The 18876-nt window shown below is 42.5% G+C and carries 21 protein-coding genes and 1 other annotated feature; of the genes, 20 read left to right on the top strand and 1 reads right to left on the bottom strand.

Going from position 1 to position 18876, the window contains the following annotated elements; translation table 11 throughout:
- Position 1: 1 nt before the first annotated feature.
- The 13 genes from C1A07_RS06810 (at position 2) to rplL (ending at position 10662) form a co-directional block, all read left to right on the top strand.
- On the top strand, positions 2–1069 hold the full coding sequence (locus C1A07_RS06810; protein WP_101876448.1) for an extracellular solute-binding protein: 1068 nt from the start codon (positions 2–4) through the stop codon (positions 1067–1069).
- A gap of 26 nt (positions 1070–1095) precedes the next feature.
- Positions 1096–2217 carry an ABC transporter ATP-binding protein gene (locus C1A07_RS06805; RefSeq protein WP_101876447.1) on the top strand — a complete coding sequence of 374 codons (1122 nt, stop codon included), beginning with the start codon at positions 1096–1098 and terminating at the stop codon, positions 2215–2217.
- Positions 2207–3862: an ABC transporter permease gene (locus C1A07_RS06800; protein ID WP_101876446.1), complete on the top strand. Its 1656-nt coding sequence runs from the start codon at positions 2207–2209 to the stop codon at positions 3860–3862. The genes C1A07_RS06805 and C1A07_RS06800 overlap by 11 nt, the downstream gene beginning before the upstream one ends.
- Before the next feature lie 86 nt (positions 3863–3948).
- On the top strand, positions 3949–5673 hold the full coding sequence (locus C1A07_RS06795; protein WP_101876445.1) for a sensor histidine kinase: 1725 nt from the start codon (positions 3949–3951) through the stop codon (positions 5671–5673).
- A gap of 4 nt (positions 5674–5677) precedes the next feature.
- Positions 5678–6487 (top strand): response regulator transcription factor, encoded by an 810-nt coding sequence (locus tag C1A07_RS06790; RefSeq protein ID WP_101876444.1) that lies wholly within the window; start codon positions 5678–5680, stop codon positions 6485–6487.
- Positions 6488–6580: 93 nt separating this feature from the next.
- Positions 6581–7078, top strand: a complete 498-nt coding sequence (locus C1A07_RS06785) for a GNAT family N-acetyltransferase (RefSeq protein WP_330399452.1) — start codon at positions 6581–6583, stop codon at positions 7076–7078.
- Positions 7079–7207: 129 nt separating this feature from the next.
- Positions 7208–7357, top strand: a complete 150-nt coding sequence (rpmG, locus tag C1A07_RS06780; RefSeq protein WP_080552267.1) for a 50S ribosomal protein L33 — start codon at positions 7208–7210, stop codon at positions 7355–7357.
- A 26-nt stretch (positions 7358–7383) separates the two neighbouring features.
- Positions 7384–7593 carry a preprotein translocase subunit SecE gene (secE, locus tag C1A07_RS06775; RefSeq protein WP_101876443.1) on the top strand — a complete coding sequence of 70 codons (210 nt, stop codon included), beginning with the start codon at positions 7384–7386 and terminating at the stop codon, positions 7591–7593.
- Between the two features lie 16 nt (positions 7594–7609).
- On the top strand, positions 7610–8125 hold the full coding sequence (gene nusG / locus C1A07_RS06770; RefSeq protein ID WP_101876442.1) for a transcription termination/antitermination protein NusG: 516 nt from the start codon (positions 7610–7612) through the stop codon (positions 8123–8125).
- A 78-nt stretch (positions 8126–8203) separates the two neighbouring features.
- Entirely contained in the window at positions 8204–8629 is a 426-nt protein-coding gene (gene rplK / locus C1A07_RS06765) for a 50S ribosomal protein L11 (protein ID WP_101876441.1), read from the top strand.
- Between the two features lie 97 nt (positions 8630–8726).
- Positions 8727–9422, top strand: coding sequence for a 50S ribosomal protein L1 (rplA, locus tag C1A07_RS06760; protein WP_101876440.1), 696 nt, complete (start codon positions 8727–8729; stop codon positions 9420–9422).
- A 162-nt stretch (positions 9423–9584) separates the two neighbouring features.
- Positions 9585–9718 (top strand) — a sequence feature (ribosomal protein L10 leader region).
- Between the two features lie 32 nt (positions 9719–9750).
- Complete coding sequence (gene rplJ, locus C1A07_RS06755) at positions 9751–10239, top strand: 50S ribosomal protein L10 (RefSeq protein ID WP_101876439.1); 489 nt, start codon at positions 9751–9753, stop codon at positions 10237–10239.
- A 48-nt stretch (positions 10240–10287) separates the two neighbouring features.
- Positions 10288–10662, top strand: a complete 375-nt coding sequence (rplL, locus tag C1A07_RS06750; protein ID WP_101876438.1) for a 50S ribosomal protein L7/L12 — start codon at positions 10288–10290, stop codon at positions 10660–10662.
- A gap of 85 nt (positions 10663–10747) precedes the next feature.
- On the opposite strand, the gene C1A07_RS06745 is transcribed toward rplL, so the two are convergent.
- Complete coding sequence (locus C1A07_RS06745; RefSeq protein WP_101876437.1) at positions 10748–12049, bottom strand: flagellar biosynthesis protein FlgA; 1302 nt, start codon at positions 12047–12049, stop codon at positions 10748–10750.
- A gap of 288 nt (positions 12050–12337) precedes the next feature.
- On the opposite strand from C1A07_RS06745, the gene C1A07_RS06740 reads away from it, so the two are divergent.
- The 7 genes from C1A07_RS06740 (at position 12338) to C1A07_RS06710 (ending at position 18766) form a co-directional block, all read left to right on the top strand.
- Entirely contained in the window at positions 12338–13210 is an 873-nt protein-coding gene (locus tag C1A07_RS06740) for a LysR family transcriptional regulator (RefSeq protein WP_101876436.1), read from the top strand.
- 204 nt (positions 13211–13414) lie between these two features.
- A complete protein-coding gene (locus tag C1A07_RS06735; protein ID WP_101876435.1) occupies positions 13415–13912 on the top strand; it encodes a tripartite tricarboxylate transporter TctB family protein in 498 nt (165 codons plus the stop codon).
- 12 nt (positions 13913–13924) lie between these two features.
- Positions 13925–15421 carry a tripartite tricarboxylate transporter permease gene (locus C1A07_RS06730; protein ID WP_101876434.1) on the top strand — a complete coding sequence of 499 codons (1497 nt, stop codon included), beginning with the start codon at positions 13925–13927 and terminating at the stop codon, positions 15419–15421.
- Positions 15422–15436: 15 nt separating this feature from the next.
- Positions 15437–16480: a tripartite tricarboxylate transporter substrate binding protein gene (locus tag C1A07_RS06725; RefSeq protein WP_101876433.1), complete on the top strand. Its 1044-nt coding sequence runs from the start codon at positions 15437–15439 to the stop codon at positions 16478–16480.
- A 55-nt stretch (positions 16481–16535) separates the two neighbouring features.
- Positions 16536–17585, top strand: coding sequence for a 4-hydroxythreonine-4-phosphate dehydrogenase PdxA (locus C1A07_RS06720; RefSeq protein WP_101878068.1), 1050 nt, complete (start codon positions 16536–16538; stop codon positions 17583–17585).
- Entirely contained in the window at positions 17586–17972 is a 387-nt protein-coding gene (locus C1A07_RS06715; RefSeq protein ID WP_101876432.1) for an apurinic/apyrimidinic endonuclease family protein, read from the top strand.
- A gap of 38 nt (positions 17973–18010) precedes the next feature.
- Positions 18011–18766, top strand: coding sequence for an HpcH/HpaI aldolase family protein (locus tag C1A07_RS06710; protein WP_101876431.1), 756 nt, complete (start codon positions 18011–18013; stop codon positions 18764–18766).
- Positions 18767–18876 lie beyond the last annotated feature (110 nt).

Genomic DNA, 18876 nt, shown 5'->3' with positions numbered 1-18876 from the left:
TATGAAAAAAAGAACATTAGCAGCATTATGTATTTCTTTGGCGGCAGCAGGACTTGCCGGATGCGGAGGCGGGGGAAGCTCTGAAGCGCCTAAGGCAGACGGAGGGCAGACACAGGCAGAGGATAAAGGAGAGGCCAAAGAGGATGGAGGAAAGCTGATTATTTACAGTCCGCTTACAGAGTCCATGATTGATTCCATGTTATCCATGTTTGAGGAAGATACGGGAATTGACGCAGAGTGTCTGGCCATGGGAACAGGAGACGCCCTGAAAAGGATTCAGACAGAGGCGGATAATCCACAGGCAGATATTCTTTGGTCCGGCACCATTGGAACAGTAAAAAATCAAAGCGAATACTTTGCAGATTACACTTGTGTAAATGAGGACGCATTTTACGATGAATACAAAAATGTGGAGGGAAATCTTACCAGATTTGACACAGTGCCGTCGGTTATTATGGTAAATACAGAATTAATCGGAGATATTGAAATCAACGGCTACGAGGATTTGCTGAATCCGGAATTAAAGGGAAAAATTGCATTTGCTGATCCTGCGGCTTCCTCCTCATCCTTTGAGCATTTAGTAAATATGCTGTACGCTATGGGAGAAGGAAATCCTGAAAACGGATGGGAATATGTAAGGCAGTTCTGCCAGCAGTTAGACGGCAAGCTGTTAGGCGGTTCTTCAGCTGTTTATAAAGGAGTGGCAGACGGAGAATACACAGTAGGATTAACTTTTGAGCAGGGTTCTGCCCAGTACGTAGGAGCAGGCGCGCCTGTAAAGACTATTTACATGGAAGAGGGAGTTATTTTCAGAGGCGACGGCGCTTACATCATTAAAGGCTGCCCAAATGAGAAAAATGCCCAGATTTTCCTGGATTGGCTTACAAGTCAGGAAGTACAGGAGTATATGAATAATACTCAGTACAGAAGAACTATCCGCAAAGACGTGCCTTCAGGAGACGTTATGGTCAGCATGGAAGATATTCACGTAATTGAAGATGATGAAACAGATACTGCAGAGCACAAAGCAGAATGGCTGGAGCAGTTTAAAGATATTTTCACAGAATAAACTGCATAAATGGGGAGAGATAAGGTATGAGCGTTTCAATAGGAATAGAGAAAGTAGTAAAAAAGTATGGGGATTTAACAATTATACCAGATTTGTCAGCTCAAATTAAAAACGGGGAATTTTTCACCCTTTTAGGGCCGTCTGGCTGCGGAAAAACCACTTTGCTTCGTATGATTGCAGGATTTAACAGTATTGAAGGAGGAACCATTTCCTTTGACGACCAGGTAATTAATCAGATTCCTGCCCAGAAAAGAAATATTGGTATGGTATTTCAAAGCTATGCCATCTTTCCTCATTTGACAGTGCGTCAAAATGTGGAATACGGACTGAAAATCAGAAAGATTCCTAAGGATGAGATGAAAAAAAGTGTGGACGATATTCTTCAGGTAGTTAAAATTGAGGAATATCAGGACAGACTTCCAGAAAGGCTGTCAGGCGGGCAGCAGCAGCGAGTTGCTCTGGCCAGGGCGATCGTTATTCATCCTCAGGTACTTTTAATGGATGAGCCGTTATCTAACCTGGATGCAAAGCTGAGAATCGAGATGAGAAGCGCCATCCGTGAAGTGCAGAAGCAGGTAGGCATTACAACTGTTTATGTAACTCACGATCAGGAGGAGGCTTTGGCTATTTCTGACAGAATTGCAGTTATGAAGCTGGGAATCATTCAGCAGATCGGAACGCCTCAGGATATTTACGCCCGTCCTTATAATGCATTTGTTTCCACCTTTATCGGGCACTCCAACTTATTTTACGGCACAGTTAAGAAATCCGGAGACAGCGTAAGCTTACAGTTTAATGGCGGATATGAGGTGCCTATGAACAATCTGGATTCCCGTGTGCAGAATGGACAAAAGGTAATTATTTCTGTCAGGCCAGAAGAATTCTCCATGAATGAAAATGGAATGGAATGCAGAATTATAAGCAGAACATTTTTAGGAAAATACACAAATTATTTTCTGGAGTTTCCTGACAAAACAGTTGTGGAGGATCAGCCAAGTATTGAGTACTCTCAGGATCTGGGGCATGTAGATAGAATATTTGAGGTGGGAGAAACTATCAGACTCAGACCCAATCCTAACAAGATTAATGTATTTACTGAGGATATGGAAGAAAGTCTGATAAAGGATGTGAAGAGATATGACCAATAGAAAAATTAAATGGGATTTCTGGACAATAGTAACCCTGGCTATTATCTGTCTGTTTGCAGTATTTTTAGTATATCCCCTTCTCAGCCTGTTTCTCAGCGGTTTTAAAGATACAGAGACAGGGGCCTGGACTATAGCCAATTATACTAAATTCTTCCAGAAAAAGTATTATACAAGCGCTTTGCTTAACTCTTTTAAGCTGACAATCTGCGTAACTGCCGTAGCAATCATTTTAGGCGGGCCTTTGGCATACTTTATGTCATTTTATAAAATTAAAGGTAAGGGGATTTTAGAGATTTTATTTATTATTTCTATGATGAGCCCTAACTTTATCGGAGCTTATTCCTGGATTCTTTTACTGGGAAGAAGCGGAGCAGTGACCCAGTTCTTAAAAAACACCTTTGGAATCCACATGCCGTCCATATACGGGTTTGGAGGTATGCTTCTGGTATTTGCCCTGAAGCTGTATCCCTTTATTTACATGTATGTGTCGGGAGCTTTAAAGAAAATTGACGTGGCTCTTTCTGAGGCGGCGGAAAGTCTGGGCTGCGGCGGAATGAAAAAGGTATTTACAGTTATTATGCCTTTAGTAACCCCCACTTTAGTAGCCGCAGCTTTGCTGGTATTTATGAACTGTATGGCAGACTTTGGAACACCGGCCTTAATCGGAGAAGGTTATCGTGTTATGCCTACCCTGGTATACTCAGAGTTTGTAGGAGAGTCAGGCGGTTCCGCTAACTTTGCAGCTTCCATGGCTACCATTATGGTAATGGTAACAGCTATTGTATTTTTGGCCCAGAAATGGTATGTAAATACAAAATCATTTTCCATGAGCTCTATCAGACCGATTCAGCCAAAGGCTGCAGGAGGAATAAAGGGAGTTTTAATCCACTTATACATTTACCTTTTAGCAGGATTTTCCATTATCCCTCAGTGTATGGTTGTGTATACCTCCTTTAAGGCTACAAAGCTTCAGGTTTTTGTGGAAGGCTTTTCTCTGGAAAGCTACCAGAAGGTTTTTTCCACAGCAATTCAGTCTATTAAAAATACATATTTATACTGTCTGGTTGCCATTGTGATTATTGTGGTGCTGGGTATGCTGATTGCTTATTTAGCAGTGCGGAGAAAAAGCTGGCTGACCAACCTGATTGACACTATTGCAATGTTCCCATACATTGTTCCAGGATCAGTTTTAGGTATTACTTTGCTGATTGCGTTTAATCATAAGCCTTTAATGTTGGCAGGTACGTCTATTATACTCATTATATCCCTGGTAATCAGAAGGCAGGCGTATACTTTGCGGTCCAGTTCAGCCATTCTTTACCAGATCAGCCCAAGTATGGAGGAGGCGGCTATCAGCCTAGGAGATTCTCCCGCCAGATCATTTGTAAAGGTAACGGCGAAAATGATGATGCCTGGAGTGGCCTCAGGAGCTATTTTAAGCTGGATTACACTGATTAATGAGTTAAGCTCCTCTGTAATGCTTTACACAGCCAACACCAGAACCATGTCAGTAGCGATCTATAATGAAGTAATCAGAGCCAGCTACGGAACAGCGGCGGCCCTGGCTACCATGCTGACGGCCACCACGGTTATTTCTCTTCTCATATTCTTTAAAGTATCAGGCAGCAGAGACGTAACCATGTAAATAAATATAAAATGTACCACATAGAAAATTTGTGATATACTAAGGTGGAAGTAAAAACCATATTTGAATGATTAAGGGTGCAGTGTATGAACAAGAATAAACAGACAAGTTTTAAAGAAGAAATCCGAAGAAGTCTGGTTGTTCATGCGCTTGCACCCTGTATTTTATCTATTGTAGTGCTGGTGCTGGCGTTTACTGTAATCGGCATGGGCATCATTACAGCTAAAAATAAGAAATCCTGCAGAGAGTTTTCAGATTTCTTTTCTCAAGTGTCTGAGGCTTATTTAAAAGAGGCTGATTCTATAGGGGAAAGTATAAATTTAGGAGAATTTCAGAACTCTGTGTCTTATAGAGTGGATATTGTTTCAGAAATCTATGAATTTTTAAATACTCAAAGCCTAAGGGGAGATTATTATTTATTTGATCAAAACGGGGACGTAGTTTTTTCCACAGGGCAGGACCCTATTATTATTCAGTATATACAAAACAGGCTTTCCATGATCTGCAGGGATGAGGATAAAACAGAGCTGCGCTTTATGTATGACAGCTACAACTTAAACAGAACATCATCTCCTCTTTACATTGCCTTCAGAAAAATATCAGATGAAAATGGACAGTGGGGATATGGAGGATTTGTTATATCTGCCGGCAGCTTTAACGATTATTTAGGCAATCAGGAGCTGTCTATTGTTATTACCAATGGATTTTACCGCATTTTCTCAGAAAATGGCCTTGCCTTTGAAAATGACAGAGGCAAATTAGATGAAAAATTAAGAGACGGTTCAGGAATAAAATGGCATAAGGGGCGCTGCTATTATATAAGCAGCACACAGTTAAAGGAAAAAACAGAAATTATAGCTTTTTCTGATTGTACTGCGTTTATGCAGCTGATTATTATATCCTTTGCCATTGTAATAGTGCTTTCTGTCACCATGGTGATAACCATTCAAATCAGCGCTAAAACCATATCCAGGGATAAAACAGAGATGATAGGCCAGCTGGCCCAGGCTTTAGGCCAGGTGGAAAAAGGCGATCTGGACGTAACCTTAGACATTCAGAGCAATGATGAGTTTGAGGTAATCAGTAAATCATTTAATATGATGCTAGGCAGCCTGCGCCATTTAATCAGCCGCCACCAGCAGTTGGCTCAGGAAAATATGACGGCTACAGTTCAGGCTATGGAGTCCCAGTTTAATCCTCATTTTCTGTTTAATACATTAGAATCTATTCGATATATGATTAAATTTGAGCCTAAAGCGGCAGAAAAAATGATTGTAAGCTTAGCCAGGCTTTTGCGCTACAGCATTCAGCATGAAAGGGACACTGTAGAGTTAAGGGAAGAGCTGGAATTTGTGGACAGATATCTGCAGATTATGCTGTACCGTTACGGAGACAGATTGAAATATAAGATTTGCATAGAACAGCAGGACCAGCTGGTGACAGTGCCTAAAATGATTCTTCAGCCTTTAGTGGAAAATTCTATTAAATACGGATTCCAGGAAGACAACGGATTGGAAATTATAATTGAGGGAGAGCTTTTGAAGGACAGGCTGGAAATCCGGATAAAAGATAATGGATGCGGAATTGAGGAGGGGCTGTTAAATAGTCTGAGGGAAAATTTGAAATCCAGATTAAACAGGTCGGAACATATTGGACTGTACAATGTTCACCGGAGAATTCTTTTAGTCTACGGGGTGGACTGGGGAATCAGGCTGGAAAGCAGGCAGGGGGAGGGAACCACAGTGTTTCTCACTATTCCTGTAAATAATAATGACCCTGATGAGGAGTTTATGATAATTAGGGGGGAGTGATAAAATGCTATTAAAGGTGTTAATTGCTGAGGATGAGGAGATTATCAGAAAAGGTCTGGAATTTGCTATTAACTGGTTAGACTACGGCTGTATTATAGCAGGGGTGGCAAAGGACGGGGAAGCGGGCCTTGAGATGATTCGTGAACAAAAGCCGGACATTGTGCTTACAGATATTAGAATGCCTAAAATGTCCGGGTTAGAGATGATAGAAAAAGCACAAATGGAAGAAAAGTTTTACAGCATTATTCTGACCAGCTATTCTGAATTTAATTTAGCCAAACAGGCGCTTAAAGTGGGGGCTTCTGATTATCTGCTAAAGCCTGTAGACGAGGAGGAGTTGGAGGCTGCTATAGAAAAAATTAAAGGGAAAATTGAAAGCGGCCGCAGAATGGAAAAGCTTCAGGAGCTTTCAGATAAAAGAGCTTTGCCTGGAGACGGGGAGTGGAAAATATTTACCAGCGCCAAAAACAGTATGGACCCTTATGTAAAGGGGACGTATGAAATTATAAAGCTGCACTATACAGAAAAACTTAGTATTAATTCAGTGGCGGAGGAACTGGGAATCAGCGCCAGCTTTCTCAGCAGAAGATTAAAAAACAGCTTAAACGCTACATTTGTAGATATTTTAAACCAGTACAGGATTAAAAAGTCTTTGCATCTGTTAAATAAAGGGACTATGAGAGTATATGAAATCTCTGATCAGCTGGGGTTTAGCGAGTACAAGTATTTTTGCAGCGTATTTAAAAAATACACGGGAATCAGCCCCACTGATTTTATAAAAAACGGGGGCAACGCCGTAGTTCAGGAAAAATAAGGCCTGTTAAAAGTGGACAGGAGGGACAGAAGGAATTATAATAAGGAAAATATAAAATAAGGAAAATGAAAAACAGGCAGGAAAAAATAAAATATGGATATAATGATCAGAAAAGCAGAAAAAAGAGACATAAAAGAGTTGACTTATATTTATAATTATGAAGTGGAAAACGGAGTGGCTACCTTTGACATTTATCCTAAAACAGAGGAGGAAAGAGAAAGCTGGTTTATGGAACACAGCTCATCTGTTCATCCTCTTCTTGTTGCAGTAAAGGATGGGAAGGTGGCAGGCTATGCCAGCTTATCTCCCTACCGGGATAAGGAGGCATATGAGGCCACAGTGGAATTATCTGTTTATATTCACTCAGAATACAGGAAGCAGGGGATTGCCGGAAAGCTGATGGAGGCTGTGCTGAAGGAAGCCAGGGAAAATCCTAAAATTCACACAGTGGTCTCTGTTATTACAGCAGGGAATGAGGCCAGCATTCACTTACATGAAAGATTTGGTTTTCAGTTCTGCGGAAGGATTTGTCAGGTGGGAGTAAAATTCGGAAGGTATTTAGATATTGATAATTTTCAGCTGATGGTATAGGAAAAACCTTGACGATATCCGGGATTTGTGATATAGTGGACGGGCGAATGGAAGAGCTTAGGTCTTTTTTTTATGCTTAAATTTAAAAAAGGCCCAACAACAACGAAAATTTAAGTGGAGGTGGAAGTCGTGCGCACAAAGATTACACTGGCATGTACAGAATGCAAACAACGTAACTACAACATGACCAAGGATAAGAAGACTCATCCAGACAGGATGGAAACTAAAAAGTACTGCAGATTCTGTAAGACACATACTTTACACAAGGAAACTAAGTAATCAGGCTCAGTAAAGGATGTGAGATTATGGGAGATACAGCAAAAAGCAGCGAGACTCCTAAAAAGAGTTTCATAAAGGGTTTGCAGTCCGAGTTTAAAAAAATTATCTGGCCAAATCAGGATACTTTGAAAAAACAGACGATTGCAGTTCTTATTTCATCTGTGGTTTTAGGCTTAATAATTGCAATCCTGGATTTCATTATTAAATTTGGCCTGGACCGTATCCTGGTTCGATAAGGCAAAGGGTGACGATATGGCAGACGCACATTGGTATGTAGTGCATACCTATTCAGGTTATGAGAACAAAGTAAAAGTGGACATTGAGAAGACCATTGAGAACAGAAATCTTCAGGATCAGATTCTGGAAGTTTCCGTTCCGCTGCAGCCTGTAGTTGAGATCAAAAACGGCGTGGAGAAAAAAGCAGACAAAAAAATGTTTCCAGGTTATGTTCTCATCAAAATGGTGATGAATGACGATACCTGGTACGTTGTAAGGAACACCCGCGGTGTGACAGGATTTGTCGGTCCGGGTTCCAAGCCAGTTCCTCTTACTGAGGAAGAAATTGCAAGCCTGGGCTTCCAGGCGCCAGAGGTGTCTGTAGACTATGAGGTAGGCGATGTAATCGTTGTAATCGCCGGAGCATGGAAGGACACAGTGGGAGCAATTAAGTCCATCAACGAGGCGAAGAAGTCTATTACAATCAGTGTTGAGATGTTTGGCCGTGAAACCCCGGTTGAACTGAATTTCACAGAAGTGAAGAAAATGTAACAATAATCGGCCTTTTTATGAAAGGCTGGTGGGAGGGAAATCCCCGACAATACCACAATATTTAGGAGGTGCCTAACTATGGCAAAGAAAGTAACAGGTTATATTAAATTACAGATTCCTGCTGGAAAGGCTACACCAGCTCCACCAGTTGGTCCTGCTCTTGGACAGCACGGTGTAAACATTGTACAGTTTACAAAAGAATTCAATGCAAGAACAGCAGACCAGGGAGACTTAGTTATCCCGGTTGTTATTACTGTTTATGCTGACAGAAGTTTCAGCTTTATTACAAAGACTCCTCCAGCTGCTGTTTTGTTAAAGAAAGCTTGCAAGCTTAAATCTGGTTCTGCAACTCCAAACAAAACAAAAGTAGCTACTATTTCCAAGGAAGAACTTCAGAAGATCGCTGAACTGAAAATGCCAGACTTAAATGCAGCCAGCTTGGAAGCTGCTATGAGCATGATCGCAGGTACAGCAAGAAGTATGGGTATCACAGTAGCTGAATAAGCTGCATATATCAGTGAATGCCTGACATGGCTTTGAAGTTTAATTGAAAAACGTGGGAGGGAAAATCCCCGACAATACCACTAGGAGGTTATTTATAATGAAAAGAGGAAAAAGATATATTGAGGCTGCTAAAACAGTAGACCGTACAACTCTTTATGACGTAACAGAGGCAATCTCTCTTGTAAAGAAGAATGCCGTTGCTAAATTTGACGAGACTATTGAAGCTCATATCAGAACAGGATGTGACGGACGTCACGCTGACCAGCAGATCCGTGGTGCAGTTGTACTGCCTCATGGAACAGGTAAAACTGTAAGAATTCTTGTATTTGCAAAAGGACCTAAGGCTGACGAGGCTCAGGCAGCAGGCGCAGATTACGTAGGAGCAGAGGAATTAATTCCAAGAATCCAGAACGAAGGCTGGTTAGACTTTGATGTAGTTGTAGCTACACCGGACATGATGGGCGTTGTTGGACGTCTGGGACGTGTACTGGGACCAAAAGGCTTAATGCCAAACCCAAAAGCCGGTACTGTTACTATGGATGTAACAAAGGCAATTAACGATATCAAAGCTGGTAAGATTGAGTACAGACTTGACAAGACAAATATTATCCACGTGCCAGTTGGTAAAGCTTCTTTCACAGAAGAACAATTAGCGGACAACTTCCAGACGCTTGTTGATGCAATTATGAAGGCAAAACCAAGTACAGTTAAGGGCGCTTACTTAAAGAGCGTTGCTTTAACATCTACTATGGGACCTGGTGTAAAACTGAACGTTGCTAAGTTGACAAACTAATCCTTTTATTTGCATCAAAACAAATAGAAAACAAGTAAAAAACCGCAGCAGAGCGCAGGAGATTTATTTTCTTCTGGAGCTGGCCGCGGTTTTTTACTATAAATTTTTATTTGCTGTAAATTGAGAAGAAACAGCTTGACAAGAAGAAATGCAAATGATATACTACACCAGTATTGACTGCCGAAGACAGTAGGCGCCGCAAGGCATAAGATGAAAACGCCTACCGAGGAACATACAAACTCATACGAGAATTGTAGACCTCTCTGTCCTTGACAGGGAGTTTTTTTCGCAGGTGATACTTCAAAATAAAATAGGAGGTAAACCATTCATGGCAAAAGTTGAATTAAAACAGCCGATTGTAGCTGAAATCTCTGAACTTTTCAACGGTGCAAAATCAGCAGTAATCGTAGATTACCGTGGATTGACTGTAGAACAGGATACTGCTCTGCGTAAAAAGTTAAGAGAAGCAGGAGTTGTATATAAAGTTTACAAAAATACAATGATCCGCTTTGCTGCAAAAGGAACAGAGTTCGAGGCTCTGGAGCCACATCTGGAAGGACCTACAGCTTTAGCTGTATCTAAGGAAGATGCAACAGCTCCTGCAAGAATTCTGGCTGAATTTGCAAAGACAGCTGACAAGCTGGAATTAAAGGCAGGCGTTGTAGAGGGAACATACTACGATGAGAAGGGAATTCAGGTTATCGCAACCATCCCATCCAGAGAGATCCTTCTTGGAAAATTGCTGGGAAGCATTCAGTCCCCAATTACCAACTTCGCTCGTGTGCTTAATCAGATTGCAGAATCTAAAGAAGCATAATTACTGTTAAAACAAAAAGAATAAATGAATAATCAGGAGGAATATAAAATGGCAAAGTTAACAACCGCTGAGTTTATCGAAGCTATCAAGGAATTATCCGTATTAGAGTTAAATGAATTAGTAAAAGCATGTGAAGAAGAGTTTGGCGTATCTGCAGCAGCAGGCGTTGTAGTAGCAGCAGCAGGCGCTGGCGCAGCAGCTGAAGAAGAGAAGACAGAGTTTGATGTTGAGCTGACAGAGGTTGGCGCTAACAAGGTTAAAGTTATCAAGGTTGTTCGTGAAGTTACTGGCTTAGGCTTAAAGGAAGCTAAAGAAGTAGTTGACGGCGCACCAAAGGTAGTAAAAGCTGGCGCTTCCAAGGAAGAAGCAGAAGACATCAAGACAAAATTAGAAGCAGAAGGCGCAAAAGTTACTCTGAAATAATTGAGTTTTTAAGTCTTACGGCATAATTAAGGGCCATGGTTCGGGTATTCCGGACCATGGCCTTTTGTAATGAAGTTTTGATTTATTATTCAGCGGGGGAGGCAAAAAGTGCGTCCTGTTCCCGCCTCAGCCGCCATAAGACAGAGTGCTCTGGCTCCTCCACCATATCATAAGTAATCACAGCTCCTTTAGGAATGTAGGTTTTGGCTTTGTTTCCTGTTAAAAGATGGCCTTCTGCATAGTTGCCCGGTTTTACGAGAGCATAAGGCTTAATTGCGCCGGCCAAAGCAGTGCAGTGGTCCCCGCCGAAAACTTCTCCCGGGAAAATAGGACGGGCCGCGATTTTTGCCAGCTGGTACCGGGGAAGGTAGCTGTCAGAGGCAGTGTGAAGGCCTAAAAGGCCGGCTGTAAGAAGGGTCACAGGCGTCTCCACCCCGCATAAATGATAGGGCCGGTAAATAACAGTGGCGCTTTTATCGTGATTTGTAATCTGTCCCTTTGTAGCCAGAATTTCATTTGAATACTCGTTATCGCTTCTCACCACTAAAAATACGCCTCCTCCCAGTCCGGCGTCTGCAGGCTCATGGAGGCATGTTACCAGGTCTAATGTTTCATCTTTTTCTAATAAACCTCCGTGGGAAATATTTCCGTACACCTGTGGAATCTCAGAGATTCTCATAGGAGCGTGAAGAAGCCTGTCTGTTTGCGGGGACAAACCAGTGTAATTGGCGGCGATAGTCATTTCACACAAATCGTAGGCCCCTGGAGGCGGAAGTGCTTCTAAAGCCTTTTGCCGGCGGTTGATATACTCTGAAACACAGCCCTCAGGAATCTTTTCAAAATATTTTCTGTCCTGTTCAGAAATTTTCACAGCTGTCTGAAACGGGTAGGAAACAACCTTATCTGTTTTTATAGAAACTGTACCCTCTTCTCTACTATAAATAAATTCCCCGTCTGTAGCCTTTCCCCCGCATAAAACTGTTAATCCAATAGATTTGGCCCACTGGTACATTTGAATCAGAAGCCCGTGCTGGTCTCCGTCCACAGGAGTATAAACTACGTTGTTCTCATCAGCCTTTTTCCTCAGAATAGGGCCTATGCAGGCGTCGCAGTCTTTTGTAATTACAGCCACGTGCTTTTTGTGTTCTATGGCCTCTAAAATATATTGGGCGGACTGCTCCGGGCAGCCTGTGCTGTCGCAGATCATATCCAGGGAGGGAATTTGGCCGGGCAGGCTGCTGTTGTCTGTGTACACATATTTTCCTTTTGCTAAAGCTTCCTCTGCCTCCAAAGGTTCAGAACAGTATACCTGCAGCTCTTCTGGAATCCCGGCTTTGTTATAAGCAGCCTTTGCGTTCTCCAGATTAATATCAGCTACAACACGCACCTTTAAATGGGGGTGAGAAGACCCTGGGTGACAACGGCAGTGCCGTAAGCCCCGGTGCCGATAATTCCAACAGCTACACATTTTTTCAGAGGCAATTTTTTGTATAAGCTTTCATAATTCATTTCCAGTCTCCTTTCGTGACAACAGTGCAAACAAATGCTTTCGGTTAAAGTATATAAAAGACGTGTTGTTTTGTACAATTATTTATGCCAAAATGACAATGCCAAAATGGCATGATGAAAAAGGAGATAGGGAAAAAATCAAGGGGAAAGTTAGGGGGTATAATTTGTGAAGGATTTGGACTGGAAAATTATTGTAACCTTGTATGACTGTAAAAATGTGACAAAAGCAGCGAATATGCTGTATATGAGCCAGCCTACGTTATCTAAAAATCTGAATCGCATTGAGGCGGAGCTAGGGGAAAAAATTATAGAGCGTTCTAATAAGGGGATTATATTTACAGAAACAGGAGAATATTTGGCTGTGCAGGCCTTGGAGATTTCCAAACTGATTTCTGAGACAATGAAGCATTATCAGGAATTAAGGCTGGGGGGAAAGGTGATTTCTATTGGCTCAGCCTCCAGCTTTGCCAGATATGCTTTGCCTAAGCTGATGAGCAGGTATAATGAGGCGGACAAGGGAAATGGCATCCATTATCATGTACAGGTTATGACCAGCAGCGAGATTATCAGCCTGGTGCAGCGCCAGGAGCTGAAAATTGGTTTTGTAAATGGGGACAGGGACTGGGAGGATAAGGTGCTTTGTTCTGTAGGGTATGGCTGTATTATTTCCAGAGATCCTGTCAAATTGGAGGACTTGCCGAATCTACCTATGATTTGTCATCACAGAGACGCTTATTCTCTTAAAATTTTAAGTAATTGGTGGAGAGAGAACTTTAAAACCCCTTTTCACATTACTTATACAGTTTCAGATATAGAGACAAGCTTAAAGTGGATTGCAGCAGGAATGGGATATGGAATTATGTACAGTACAGCTCTTGGCGAGGACGAGGAGTTTTTTAAAATCCCAATGGAGGATTTAGACGGCAGTCCTGTAAAGAGAAATACGTGGATGATTTACCATCCCAACAGCTTAAAGGATTCAAATATAAAAAAATTTATAGACTTTGTCAGTTCTTTATATCCAGATCAGACAAAATGAAAAATAGCAGGGCCATAATGAAAAAGTGGTTCCTGCTATTTTTTTCCATTCCACCCTGGAATGGTGAAAAGTGCCAAATGTCATTTTACGAAAAAGAAGTTTGTTGTTAAAATGTACACAACACATAAAACTGCAGTTTAAGAATCAGAAGGAAAATCAAAGGTAATAAGCAAAAAAGGTAAGGGGTTGTGAAGGAGGAGGTACATGAGAACATTTAAATGGAAAGCCAGAGAAGCCGACATAATTCTGGGAACAGTGATCGCTGTTTTTGGGGGTATTATTATTGGAATCATTAAAACCCAGGATTATACCATTTGGGGAAAAGGCGGACCGGGTCAGGGGCTGTTTCCTATGATTGCGGCAGGGGGAATTATTTGCTGCGGAATCAGTGTGGCTGCAGAAGCTATTTTTAGAAGCAGAAGGTCTCTAAAAGAGCAGGATCAGACGGAAATAGTAATTAAAAGTAAGGAACTGTACAATTTTTGCGTAGTTTTAGGAATTGCTGTTTTGGCAGTGCTGTTAAGCGAAATGCTAGGGTTTATTCCCTGCGTCACAGCCGCCATGGTATTTTATACAAGACTGTTAAGCAGAGAAAAGTGGACGAAAAGTGTGATTATAGGCGTGGGAATGGGGATTGTTATATATTGTATTTTCGTATTATTTTTAAAGGTCCATTTCCCTAAAGGAATTTTAGGAATTTAAGGGGGCGGGAATATGCAGTCATTAATGAATTTGGCGGGAGGCTTTCAGGGAGCCTTAGAGCCTATGGTGCTTTTATACTGCTTTATAGGTGTGTTAAGCGGGATTATTATTGGGGCTCTGCCAGGTCTGGGGCCGTCTACAGGAATTGCAATTTTGCTTCCCCTAACCTATGGCATGAACCCTACGGCGGGAATTGTAATGCTGGCAGGCATTTACTACGGGGCCATGTACGGCGGATCTATTACCTCAATTTTAATTAATACGCCAGGGGACTCGGCGGCTGTAGTTACTGCATTTGACGGTCATCCCATGGCGAAAAATGGCAGGCCTGCTCAGGCTCTTGGAATGGCGGCCTTTGCCTCAGTAATCGGAGGCACCATAGCCTTAATCGGCTTTGTTTTTCTGGCCCCAATTATTTCTACATATGCTTTAGTGTTCAGCTCTACAGAATATGCTGCTCTTTATGTAATGGGACTTACAGCTATTGCAGGAATGACTGGAAAAAGCGTGGCTAAGGCATTTATGGCCTGTATGCTGGGGCTGTTTGTAGGTACAATCGGGCTGGACGCAGTAAACGGAACTCAAAGATTTGTATTTGGCATCACGCCTTTGTACAGCGGAATTGATTTTATTCCTGTGGCTATGGGACTGTTTGGGGTAGCGGAGATGATAGCTGTGCGTGATGAGGAACAGCAGATTCAGTTAAAAAGAGAGGATATTCGTTTTAGAAAGCTGCTTCCAAGTAAGGAGGACTGGCATTTTAGCCTGCCTCACATTTTCAGAGGCTCTATTTTAGAATTCTTTGTTGGAATTCTCCCGGGAGCCGGGGCGACTATCGCCACATTTTTAAGCTATGATTTGGCAAGGAGAACAGGCAAAAGAAAGGATAAGTTTGGAACCGGTATTCCGGAGGGAATTGCGGCTCCTGAAAGCTCCAACAATGCGGCGTGTATTGGAGCCATGATTCCTATGCTGACTTTGGGAGTGCCTGGCTCCGGGGCAACTGCAGTAATGATGGGAGCGCTTCTTATGTTTGAGATGACGCCGGGGCCGTTTTTGTTTCAGAAAAACGGAGAATTTGCCTGGAGCTTATGTGCCAGTTTATATGTTGCCAATATCATCATGCTGATTCTGGTTATTTTTGCCCTGCCCTTATTTATTCAGATTATAAAGGTAAAGGGAGGAGTTTTAAACTCAGTAGTTATGGGCTTTATATTAGTAGGCGCCTACGCAATGAACAACTCTTTATTTGACGTGGGAATCGTGATTTTCTTCGGAGGCATTGGATATTTATTTAAAAAGCTGGAGATTCCGGCAGCTCCTATGATTTTGGCCCTGGTGCTGGGAAATAATCTGGAGGTAACGTTCCGTCAGGGAATGACTTTAGTAAGAGGAAATATTTTCAGTTTTATCAGCAGGCCGATTACGGCGGTAATCCTTTTGGCGGCTGTAGGTCTGGCATTTGGAAAGCCGATTCACAGTGTTGTTAAAAAAATTAGTAAAAAATAGTTGGAGGGGAATATAATGAGAAAAAAACTTTTAGCAGCAGCATCCTTTATGGCGCTTTTAATCACCGCCTGTTCAGGAAACAGCGGGACGAATAGTACGGCTTCTCAGGAAGCAAAAACTTCAGATACTTCTGCGCCGGCAGAAAGTCAGGAGGCCGGTTGGGCGCCAAAGGAGGATATTGAATTTATTGTAGGAAACAGCGCCGGGGGAGGGGCGGACCTTTTTACAAGAGAACTAGTTTCTATTATTGACCAGTACGATATGTGCTCTGTAAATATAACAGTTGTAAATAAACCAGGCTCCTCTCATGTAGTAGGGTACACATATTTGCTGGACCACGGAGATGATTACCATTTAGATGTAACCTCAGCCAGCTTTTTCACACAGCCGGTTTCGGGAAATTCTCCTTTCCAGTTTGAAGATTTTTCTTATGTGGCAATGCTGTGCAAGGACCCGAATCTGGTGTTTGCAGCGCCAAATGCAGGATTTTCCGATTTTGACAGTATGATTCAGTATGCAAAGGACAATCCTGGGGCCGTTTCTGTAGCAGGCTCCAGCGCATATTCAGACGACGCTATTTTATGTAACATGCTTCAGGAAAGCTGCGGTTTAGAGCTGAATTACGTTACATATGAAAGCGGGGCAGACGTGCTGGCGGCAGTTATGGGAGGCCATGTGCAGCTGGGAATCCTTAATCCTGCGGAGGTAGGGGACAACATTGCCGCGGGAAATGTAACGCCTATTGTAGTAAGCGTTGAAAAACGTGTAAATATGGAAGGAATGGAAAATGTGCCTACGTTTAAAGAGGCGGGAGTGGATATTGAGCATGAACAGCCCAGAGGATTTGTAATGTCCAGTGCAGCCAGCCCGGAGGCGGTGTCATATTATGCAGAGCTGTTAGGAAAGGTTGCAAAAACTCCTGAATGGAAGGAATATTTAGAAGAGCAGTGTATGGAGGAGGATATTTATTTGGGAGCTGATTGGGAAACGCAGGCAAAAGATCATTATGTAAGCATCTACACAGATTATGTAGGACGTATTCTGGAAAGTACAAAGTAATTCATGTATAATGATGAAAAAAGAAACAGAGACAGGACTTAAAGGAGTGATATATATGAAATTTACAGAGTACAAACCAGTAATAGGCGTAATTATGGGAGACGGAGCAGGCATAGGGTCTGAAATTATAGCTAAATCTGCAGCAGAGGGCGCGCTGACATCACAGGCAAGGCCGGTAATTATCGGGGATTACAGGCAGCTGAAAAGAGGAATGGAAATCGCAGGCGCAAATTTTCCTGTGGAGGTAAAGGACACTATAGAAGAAGCTGTTAAATATGCGAAGGAACAGGAAAAGGTTGTAATTTATGACACAAAGGCCTTTGACGGGTATCAGGTTCCAATGGGAGAGCTAAGCGCCTTGTGCGGAAAAGATGAGGCGGAGAATATGGCCCGGGCGGCAGAGTACTGTAAAAAGGGGCTGATTGAGGGCATCTGCTTTGCGCCTAATAATAAAAGCGCCATGAAAATGGCCGGGGTTCACTTAAACGGAATGGTAGATTTCCTGGCAGATTTATTTGAATATACAGGAGTAAAAGGAGAAATTAATATAAACGGTTCTGCCTTTAACGCCAGGGTAACTGGCCACATTCCAGCCAAAGATGTGTCCGCCGCTCTTTCTGTAGACAAAATTATGGATACAATTCACATGAGCTGCGACGTGCTGAAACGTTTTGGAATTAAAGACCCTAAAGTGGCGGTGGCGGCTTTAAATCCTCATGGCGGAGAAAACGGCACCTGCGGCACAGAGGAAATTGAGATTATTGGTCCGGCAGTGGAGATGGCCAAAAAAGAGGGGATTTCTATTACAGGCCCTTTGGCGGCAGATACTTTATTTGGTCAGCTGTTTGGAGGAAAATATGATCTTGCTGTCACTATGAGCCATGACCAGGGGCAGATTGCCTTTAAATTAATTAATTTCAGCCAGGTAGTTACTGTTTACGGCGGCATTCCTTATCCTGTGGGCACAGGAGCCCACGGCACTGCATACGATATTGTCGGCAGGGGGGAAGCTGAAAACGGGGCATATATAACTGCCTATGGGATTGTAACTCAGATGTGTAAGGTGGCAATGATGAAAAGAAGCCGGGAAGAAAAGGAGAAGTAAATGAAATTATGTTATCCTGTAGCCACTCCAGACTCTAATGTGCCTTTAATGGCCTTTTGGGGGGAGAATAGGTTTGAGGAAAATGTGAAGATAATTAAAGAGATCGGATATGATGGGGCAGAGCTTTTGGTGCGGGACGGCAGACAGCTGGATATAGAATATATAAAGACTGTGCTGGAAAATAACGGTTTACAGGCAGCGGCAGTAGGCAGCAGCCCTATTTTTACACAAGATAAGCTGACCTTGTCTCACAAGGACAGGGAAAAAAGAAAGGCTGCCTTCCAACTGGCAAAGGCGGGAAAAAAGGCCAGATTTATCCACGCCTCTGAAAATGAAAGACTGGCAGTAGGAGCCGGACAGCTTAAAGGCGGCCAAGCTTTCCTTTGAAACATTAAGCTATTGGCTGAGAAAATAGGAGGAGGAAAATGACAGTAAAAGAAAAGCTGAAAAAGGGAGAAAAGGTATCTGGAGTAATGATCCGCATTGTAAGAAATCCGGCTCTCGCTTATTTGGCGGAAAATGGCGGCTTAGATTTTGTAATGTATGACTGCGAACACAGCGATTATAATATGGAATCTCTTCACGATTTATTTCTCATGGGAAACGCCCTGGGACTGGCAAGTCTTGTAAGGGTGCCTAACGGGACTAAGGAATGGATATCCAGAGTTCTGGATCAAGGCGCTTCCGGGGTGATGGTGCCTATGATTGAGACAAAGGAACAGGCAGAAAATCTGGTGTTTTATTCTAAGTATCAGCCTGTTGGAGGAAGGGGATTTTCAGGCGGAATCGCCCACTGCAATTACAAAGGAGGCAAGCACGCTGAAATTATGAAGGCAGCTAATGATAAGGTGATTGCCATTGCGCAGATTGAAACGAAAAAAGCTGTGGAAAACATTGAGGAGATCGCCGCTGTTCCCGGAATAGACGCTCTTTTAATTGGCCCCAATGATCTTTCTGTATCCCTGGGAATCCCTGGAGATCTGATGAATCCTATGGAACTGGAGGCGATTTCTAAGGTGGCCTGGGCCTGCAAAAAGCAGGGGAAAAATTTTGGCCTTCATGCAGGAGAAGGGATGCTTAAAAAGTTTGCCCAGGATTTAACCTTAGTAATGTGCGGAACAGATACAGATATTATTTCTCAAGGCCTGAAACAGACGGCGGAGATGATAAAAGCCCTTTAATTAGGAAATACTAGTCAGGGGGGAGTGTAAAATCATTGTTTTACATGATTTTGCGCTCCCCTCTTTCTTTTATTTTTGCATGTGCCTGTAAAAATTATAAGAATAGGAAG

This window comes from Lachnoclostridium edouardi (assembly GCF_900240245.1).
Taxonomy (GTDB): Bacteria; Bacillota; Clostridia; order Lachnospirales; family Lachnospiraceae; genus Lachnoclostridium_A; species Lachnoclostridium_A edouardi.
Note: the sequence above shows the minus strand (reverse complement) of the source record. Positions and strands in the feature narration are given on the sequence as shown.